Origin of the sequence: Aurantimonas sp. DM33-3, from assembly GCF_014334315.1 — a bacterium.
Taxonomy (GTDB): Bacteria; Pseudomonadota; Alphaproteobacteria; order Rhizobiales; family Rhizobiaceae; genus Aurantimonas; species Aurantimonas coralicida.
Map to the genome: position 1 here is coordinate 1 of NZ_JACSGS010000036.1, position 7649 is coordinate 7649.

General features: G+C 63.8%; 7 protein-coding genes and 4 pseudogenes. 4 read left to right on the top strand and 7 right to left on the bottom strand.

Translation table 11 applies throughout. From position 1 onward, the window contains the following. Positions 1–40: 40 nt before the first annotated feature. The 5 genes and pseudogenes from H9Q09_RS22055 to H9Q09_RS22730 form a co-directional block, all read right to left on the bottom strand. Positions 41–466 carry a helix-turn-helix domain-containing protein gene (locus tag H9Q09_RS22055; RefSeq protein WP_187392858.1) on the bottom strand — a complete coding sequence of 142 codons (426 nt, stop codon included), beginning with the start codon at positions 464–466 and terminating at the stop codon, positions 41–43. Positions 467–642: 176 nt separating this feature from the next. After that, entirely contained in the window at positions 643–2634 is a 1992-nt protein-coding gene (locus H9Q09_RS22060; RefSeq protein ID WP_187392859.1) for a heme lyase CcmF/NrfE family subunit, read from the bottom strand. Then, a complete protein-coding gene (ccmE, locus tag H9Q09_RS22065; RefSeq protein WP_187392860.1) occupies positions 2631–3128 on the bottom strand; it encodes a cytochrome c maturation protein CcmE in 498 nt (165 codons plus the stop codon). The genes H9Q09_RS22060 and ccmE overlap by 4 nt, the downstream gene beginning before the upstream one ends. After that, the gene (locus H9Q09_RS22070) at positions 3125–3520 is read right to left on the bottom strand and encodes a hypothetical protein (protein ID WP_187392861.1); all 396 of its coding nucleotides are present in this window, start codon (positions 3518–3520) and stop codon (positions 3125–3127) included. Before H9Q09_RS22070 ends, ccmE begins: the two co-directional genes overlap by 4 nt. Positions 3521–3569: 49 nt before the next feature. Next, a pseudogene (locus H9Q09_RS22730) lies at positions 3570–3727 on the bottom strand (IS21 family transposase); the annotation flags it as partial. Between the two features lie 2 nt (positions 3728–3729). Between H9Q09_RS22730 and H9Q09_RS22075 the strand changes: the two are divergent. Continuing rightward, positions 3730–3894, top strand: a pseudogene (locus H9Q09_RS22075) (L,D-transpeptidase); the annotation flags it as partial. A gap of 55 nt (positions 3895–3949) precedes the next feature. Here H9Q09_RS22075 and H9Q09_RS22080 read toward each other — a convergent pair. Further along, complete coding sequence (locus H9Q09_RS22080) at positions 3950–4897, bottom strand: peptidylprolyl isomerase (protein ID WP_187392862.1); 948 nt, start codon at positions 4895–4897, stop codon at positions 3950–3952. 409 nt (positions 4898–5306) lie between these two features. Between H9Q09_RS22080 and H9Q09_RS22085 the strand changes: the two genes are divergently transcribed. Further along, positions 5307–6158 carry an IS5 family transposase gene (locus tag H9Q09_RS22085; RefSeq protein WP_246716287.1) on the top strand — a complete coding sequence of 284 codons (852 nt, stop codon included), beginning with the start codon at positions 5307–5309 and terminating at the stop codon, positions 6156–6158. A gap of 167 nt (positions 6159–6325) precedes the next feature. Here H9Q09_RS22085 and H9Q09_RS22840 read toward each other — a convergent pair. After that, positions 6326–6838 (bottom strand): annotated as a pseudogene (locus tag H9Q09_RS22840) (IS630 family transposase); the annotation flags it as partial. 125 nt (positions 6839–6963) lie between these two features. Between H9Q09_RS22840 and H9Q09_RS22095 the strand changes: the two are divergent. Further along, positions 6964–7230 (top strand): annotated as a pseudogene (locus H9Q09_RS22095) (IS110 family transposase); the annotation flags it as partial. Positions 7231–7283: 53 nt separating this feature from the next. Beyond that, positions 7284–7649 (top strand): transposase (locus tag H9Q09_RS22100; RefSeq protein WP_246716289.1); only part of this gene is annotated, 366 nt, incomplete at its 3' end.

Here is a 7649-nt window from a genome sequence, read left to right on the forward strand (position 1 = left end):
GGACCGGTACGTGCGAAAGCTCCATCTTGGCCGGGGAGGATCATGGCCCCGAGACCGGATACGTTGGCGCAGACTGAAAAGCAGTCAAAGAGTCGCTTGCAGGCGGGGCGAGCCATACGTTTTTATAGCTGAACCCTTCCTGGCGCAGGAGCTTGGAAAGGTTGGACGGATCGGCCGTCACGCCGTGCAGCTCTTCCAGCCAGGCGGCGAGGTCCGGCATGGTGATGTCGGGTCTGGCCTTCACCTTCTCGACGATGGCGAGCCGATGCGGCCCGAGCTTGCCAGATCCAGCAGGACGACCCTGCTTGGCCGGCTCCACGGAACCCGTGCGAGCGTAACGGGCCTGAACTCTCACCGCGGTCGATGGCGCAACCTGAAGCCGCGCCGCCGCCGCACGCCGCGTCTCGCCAGCCGCAACACCACGAACTATTCGAAGCCGCAAGTCCGATGAAACCGATCTTCCCATGGTGCGTATCCTCCCGCACACAAGGAATCAGAATACGCGGCCAAGCGGAACCATCCGATTCACACTTCTTACCGGACGCTCTAGCGCCCGGAATGGCGTGCTGCCATTTGGACCTTTTAAGACCGGTTTTGATACTGGCCGCACGGGCCAGCACCGGGAAATGTCGGAAAAACGCCTTATGCGATTGTTCTCGCAACGATCTTCCGCTTAGGTTGGCTGCGCGCCGGCGCGCCGACCCGCAGGCGCCGGTCGAACAGCGACACCGTGCCGCCCACCGCCATGAAGATCGCGCCGATCCAGATCAGCGTGATCAGCGGCTTCCACCAGACGCGCACCACGATCGACGCGCCGTCCGGCGAGGGATCGCCCAGCGAGATGTAGAGCTGCGAGAACCAGCGTGTGTGGATTCCGGCCTCGGTCGTCGGCATCTGCCGCGCCGGATAGAAGCGCTTGGCGCTTTCGATCGTGCCGGCATCGAGACCGTCGCGGCGCAGCGTGAACGTGCCCACCTGCTCCTCGTAATTCGGCCCCTGCCGCTGCTGGGCGCCCTCGTAGCGCACCTCGTAGCCCCCCGCATTCACCGTCTGCCCGGCCCGCATCGCGGTCACGGTCTCGGTCTGGAAGGCCGAGGCGGTGATCACGCCGAGCACCGTCACGCCGAGACCGAAATGCGCCAGCACCGTGCCGAAGGCCGAGCGCGGCAGGCCGCGCATGCGGGCAAGGCCCGTGCGCCAGCCGACCTTGGCGAAGTTCGCCCGCACGAACAGATCGGTCAGCGCGCCCGCCATCAGCCAGACCGCCAGCCCGAAGCCGAGGGCCGCAAGGATGCGCGTGCCGGACGTCAGCGCCACCGCGATCAGGATGGTCAGCATCGCCGCGCCGATGGCGAAATACAGCCGCTGCGCCGCGGCCAGCAGATCGCCGCGCTTCCAGGCCAGGAGCGGGCCGAACGGCACGGCAAACAGCAGCGGCACCATCAGCGGGCCGAAGGTGAGGTTGAAGAACGGCTCGCCGACCGAGATCTTGGCACCGCCCAGGACTTCCAGCACCAGCGGATAGAGCGTGCCGACCAGCACCGTCGCGGTGGCCGTCGTCAGGAACAGGTTGTTGACGACCAGCGCCCCCTCGCGGCTGATCGGCGCGAACAGGCCGCCCGCCTCCAGCGACGAGGCGCGGAGCGCAAACAGCGCCAACGACCCGCCGATGAAGAGGCAGAGAATGGCGAGGATGAAGACGCCGCGGGTCGGGTCGGTGGCGAAGGCATGGACCGAGGTCAGGACGCCCGAGCGCACCAGGAAGGTGCCAAGCAGCGACAGCGAGAACGTCAGGATCGCCAAGAGGATCGTCCAGATCTTCAGGGCCGAGCGCTTTTCCATCACCAGCGCCGAATGCAACAGCGCGGTGCCGGACAGCCACGGCATGAAGGAGGCGTTCTCCACCGGGTCCCAGAACCACCAGCCGCCCCAGCCGAGCTCGTAATAGGCCCAGTAGGAGCCCATCGCGATGCCGGCGGTCAGGAACACCCAGGCCGTCAGCGTCCAGGGCCGCACCCAGCGCGCCCAGGCCGCGTCGATGCGGCCGTCGATCAGCGCGGCAACGGCGAAGGAAAAGGCGATCGAGAAGCCGACATAGCCGAGATACAAGAGCGGCGGATGGATCGCGAGGCCGATGTCCTGCAGGATCGGGTTGAGGTCCTGCCCCTCCATCGGCGCCGGAAAGACGCGGGTGAACGGGTTCGACGTGGTCAGGATAAAGAGCAGGAAGCAGGCGGTGATCCAGGCCTGCACCACCAGGACATTGGCCTTCAGGCTGGCCGGCAGGTCGCGGCCGAACAACGCCACCAGCGCACCGAACAGGCTGAGGATCAAGACCCACAGGAGCATCGAGCCCTCGTGGTTTCCCCACACGCCGGTGACCTTGTAGAGCATCGGCTTCAGCGAATGCGAATTCTGAAAGACGTTGAGGACCGAGAAGTCCGACGTCACATAGGCCGCCGTCAGGGCCGAGAAGGACAGCATCAGGAGAACGAAGGCACCGGTCGCGGTAATGGTGCCGGTTTCCATCAGCCGGGCGTCGCCGCTGCGCGCGCCGATCGCCGGCAGCACCGACTGCACCAGCGACAGGGACAGCGCCAGGATCAGGGCGTAATGGCCGATCTCGACGATCACGAGCCGGCCCCCGACGTCTGCGTCACCACGGCCTCGGGCGTGTCCTTGTTCACCATGCCCTTGCCGTCCTCCCAGAGCCCGCGCTCCTTCAGGTCGTCGACGACCTCCTTCGGCATGTAGGTCTCGTCATGCTTGGCCAGCACCGTGTCGGCGATGAAGATGCGGTCCGGCCCCAGCGTGCCTTCGGTGACGACGCCCTGCCCCTCGCGGAACAGATCCGGCAGCAGCCCGGTATAGGCGACCTCGACGCTCTCCAGCGAGTCGGTGACCTTGAAGCTGACATGCTGCGAGCCGTCGCGCACGACCGAGCCGGCCTCCACCAGGCCGCCCAGCCGGATGCGCTGGCTCTGCGCCGGCGCCTTGGCGACGATGTCGCTCGGCGAATGGAAATAGGCGACGCTGTCGAACAGGGCGGTCAGGACGAGCGCCGCCGCGCCGCCGATGACGACGAGGATCGTGGCGATCGAGGCGAGGCGCTTCTGCTTGCGGGTCATTGTGTCTGCGTCTCTCCCTCGGCGGTCAGCCCAAGCTCGTCGCCGAAAGCGGCGATTTCCCGGCCGGCCGCGGAATCGGCGGCGAAGGTCCGGCGCGCCGTGCGATAGGCCGCGCCCGCGGCGTCCGCGTCACCCAGAACCCTATAGGATCGGATCAACCGCTTCCATCCTTTCACATCGTCGGGGTTGGTTTCCAGCCGGCTCGCAAGCTGCGACACCATGCCCTCGATCATCGCCTGGCGTTCGTCCGCAGCCATCGACCAGGCGGTCGCCGCCTCGTCACGGCGCCCTTCCTGCGACAGGCTCAGGGCGTGGAAGACCCGCGCCGGCAGATGATCGGGGTTCTGCGCCGGGGCACGCTCGAACGCCGCCTCGTCCGTCACGGTAAGCATCAGGCGTGAACCGCGGCGACGAGGTTTTGTTACCGGCGCTATGCGGCCGCCTGCTATATGCAGCGACCTGCAGCTTGGTTCGATCAGCGCCGATCAAGGCATGGTCCTCGCTCCAATTGAACTGGAAGGCTTCGCCGGAGCGGAATGCCAGGGGAATGAAGATACCCGCCCTGTCGTGTGTTGCTCGCGCTGCCGATCGGCAGACCACTTATCTCTACTGGGACGGCCGGGACACGCTCTACCGGATCCACGGCACCAACGAGCCATCACCAATCGGAAAGGCCGTCTCGAACGGCTGCATTCGGATGCTCAACGAGCACGTCAGCGACCTTTACGAGCGCGTTGATGTGGGAGCAGAGGTGGTGGTGCGGTGAACGCGTGGGATCGCGCGGTTGTGCCGCGAGTCAACGGATTGAGCTTCCCTATCCATTACTGCTGCGCTTCCGGTTTTCCGATCGCGGTGCCGGAAATCGGTCCTGCCTGTGCTGTCTCGGGAGAACTCGGCAGGTCGTCCTTCACGTCCATCACCTGAATGTCGGCCCCTTGCTTTACCTCAGCCATGATCTGAGGCACCAGAGTTCGGACCAGCTGTTGGTGAAGCTGCGGCTTCATCTCCTGCAAAGTCGGCTGCGGAGGAGTGCGCTTTTCCTCGACCAGGATCACATGCCATCCGAACGGCGTCTTGACCGGCTCTGTCGTAAATTCACCGGCGTCTAGTTCGAATGCAGCCGCATCAAATGCAGGCACCATCTGGCCTTTTGCAAACCATCCGAGATCGCCTCCCGCCTGCTTTCCAGATGGATCGGTCGTATTTGCGTTGGCCAGATCCCCGAACTCGGCTCCCTTCACAAGCCGCTCAATAAGTTCTCTGGCTTCGTCCTCGCTCTCCACCAGGATGTGGCGCGCTTTCACCTGCTCCTGTGGTGGATTGTTTGCGAGGTAGACCTCGAAGGCCTCTTGAAATGCTCGGTCGGTCATGCGGCGATCCAATTCGCGCTGTAACCAAACGTCCCCGATAATGCGGCGTTCCTCCTCCTTCAAGCGCGCCTGCACCTCTGGATCGCTCTGAAGTCCAGCCTTATACGCCTTCTCGGCAACGAGCCGGACGGCAGCAATCTGTTCGGCCATCTGGGGTATCAGTATCCCAATCGGCACCTGCTGGTATTGTGGCGGCAAGCCGCTAATCACTTCCAAGACCTCCGATCTTAAGATCGGCTGACCATTGACCGTGGCCACCACAGAATCGTCGTTCTCCGGTATCTGCTGTTCCAAAGGCGGTGAGGATGGGGCAGGGGCCGGTACCTGCGCCATCACCGGCGCCATCATTCCTGCAACTACCGCCGCAGCAGCCAGACCACGAAGGCCAATTGATGTCATGTAACGCTACCTTTCCGAGAATTGAGCCAGCCAGCTTCTGCATATGGCATAAAGCGGATTTGCCTGAGGCGCACGATGAGACGAGGGTGGCGGAGAGTTGGGCAATGAAGCAATAGGACTGGAGCATCGTTGCTGGTATTTGGCATGACGTAGGCTGCGGCTTATTGGCACGCCGCAATGCGCGTAGCCGAAGAAGTGGACTAGCTTCCGACGCGGGGGACGAGACACAGCGCCAGGTAATTATGAGACCTGTGCGCGGGGGCTTGCCGTAGGCCTGTATCGTTGATTCACTGAGGTTCTTCGGACGGAGGATCGGGTCATGGCGCGGCGTCGCATTGGTCAAGAAGCTCTTCGACTTGGAGACGCGGAGGCAAAGCGGAGCCTTGGTGCCCTGGACGACATCGCCGGGTTGATCGACTGGTCCGAGATCGACCAGGCTCTGTCACCGATCTACCGTTCCGCGGCGGGTGAGAAGGCCTGGCCGCCACTGGCGATGCTGAAGGCATTACTATTGTCGGTCTGGTACGACCTGTCGGATGTGAAGCTGGCCGAGGCCCTCGACGACCGGGCCTCGTTCCGCCGGTTCTGTGGCTTTGCCGCGAGCGAGCCGACCCCGGAGCGCACCGCCTTCGTCCGGTTCCGCAGGGAGCTCGTGAGGCATAGCCTCGACACAATCCTCTTCGAAGCGGTGACGCGCCAGCTCGACGAGAAGAACGTCATGGTGAAGACCGGCACGCTGGTGGACGCGACCATCATTGCCTCCGCCAGCATCACCAAGGACAGGGAAGCCCGCTGGGTCGGCCATCGCCGCAAGGCGGCCGTGCACGGCTACAAGGCGCATGTGGCGACCGATGCCGATGGCGGAATCGTCCGGCGTATCGAGATGACGCCGGCCAACGTCAACGACGGGCGCATGCTCGGTGCCGTACTGCCGCCCGAGCCCGGCAACGTCCACGCCGATCTGGCCTATGCAAGCGTGCGCAACGAGACCTTAATCAGGGATGCTGGCGGCTCCTCTCGTTTGCCCGGTCGATCGGTCTGGGGCGGACCCGAGGCTCTCGCAAAACTCGAAGCCTGGAACGGCGAGGTCGGCCATGTCCGCCGCCGGATCGAGAAGGTCTTCGGCACGTGGAAGCGCAGCTACGGTCTGCGGCGCATGCGGTGGATCGGACTTGCGAAAGCTGGACTTCAGGTGCGGCTGACGGCGATCGCCTTCAATCTCACGCGAACGCGAAACATCCTGCGCGAGCGCACGGCATGAGGGCGGGACACGTGTGTCCGCCAACGGCCGATGGAGGACAAAAGCGCCTCGAAACCGTCTGTCGGAAACCGAAATCCCAGTCTGCGGCAGACTGGCAAACCCCTCAGCGCTGAACTCTGAACTCCAAGCCCCCGCGCACAGGTCTCAATTATACCAACGTGCACTGATCAGAACCGGTGCGCCCAATCTCGCATCCCAATGGAGATGATTCTCCATGGTTGATCGACGAGCTTGTTCCACGCGTCGCAGCAGTGGGCGATGATGTCGTCGTAGTCGACGAAGATGCGGTTTGACAGCCAATTGTCCCTCATGAATTGCCAAACATTCTCGACCGGGTTCAGCTCCGGCGCCTTGGACGGGGAACATCAAGGTGATGTTGGCCGGCACCACCAGCTTCGGCGTGGTGTGCCAGCCGGCCTGGTCGAGAATGAGAACGGCATGAGTGCCGGGATCGACGGCGAGGCTGATCTCCTTGAGATGCTCGTTCATGGCCGCCGTGTCGCAGTAGGGCAGGACGAGGCCGGCGCCCTTGCCCTTTTTGGGGCAGATGGCTCCGAAGATGTAGGCTCACATGGTTCGCTGGTCGCTTGGTGCCGAAGGCCGCGTGCCCCGTTTGGCCCAGCGCCGCGTGACCTCGTTCTTCTGCCCTATTCGGGCTTCGTCAGCCACCAGAGTTCGATCTCGGTGCTCGCCGGGAGCCTCGCCTGGATGGCTGCCAGTTCGGCCGGAAAGCTTATGGAATGGCTCGCCCCTTTCCCTAGGCGCATGATTGCGTCTTTGGCGAGGATCCCACGGAGGCGAGTCGATGAATGGGATCAAGGTTCTTGGTATTGATCTTGGAAAGGACGTTTGCAGCGTCGTCGGCCTGGATGGGGCCGGGAACGTGCTGTTGCGGCGTCGGATGCGTCGTGACAGCATCATGAAGTTGACGGTGCGAATGCCGGCCTGCGTTATGGCAATGGAAGCCTGCTGTGGCGCCCACCATCTCGGTCGCCAGTTCCGCGAGCAAGGCCATGAGGTGCGGCTGATGTCGCCGGAATACGTTCGCCCGTATGTGAAGGCGAACAAGAATGGACTTGCCCGGGAAAAGTGGAGAGCACCAACTGAGGAACCAGGAGGTGTTCTATGGGAAACGGGAACAGGCCGACGCCGGAGTTCCGGCGCGAAGCGGTGCGGCTGGCACTGACCAGCGGCCGGACGCGGCGGGAGATCGCGGAGGATCTGGGCATTGGCTTATCGACGCTGACGCGTTGGCTAAGCCATGAGCGCGATGCCAGTGAGCCAAGCGAGGCGCCGGTCGATCTGCATGCCGAGCTGAAGCGGCTGCGGCGGGAGAATGCGGTCCTGAAGCAGGAGCGCGACATCTTAAAAAAACGATCAAGGGCCTTGGCCCGCCTGTGCGCGGTAGAAACGGGGCATGCTACGGTGGTCGGCGGAGGGGAGTTGCCGGCTGCTTATTGGAGGCTCTCGACCCCGTTAAAAAACGTGGCA

Coding starts and splice junctions, on each gene's coding strand:
- H9Q09_RS22070 (WP_187392861.1), bottom strand. CDS start 3,520: ATGCTTACCGTGACGGACGAGGCGGCGTTCGAGCGTGCCCCGGCGCAG.
- ccmE (WP_187392860.1), bottom strand. CDS start 3,128: ATGACCCGCAAGCAGAAGCGCCTCGCCTCGATCGCCACGATCCTCGTC.
- H9Q09_RS22055 (WP_187392858.1), bottom strand. CDS start 466: ATGGGAAGATCGGTTTCATCGGACTTGCGGCTTCGAATAGTTCGTGGT.
- H9Q09_RS22080 (WP_187392862.1), bottom strand. CDS start 4,897: ATGACATCAATTGGCCTTCGTGGTCTGGCTGCTGCGGCGGTAGTTGCA.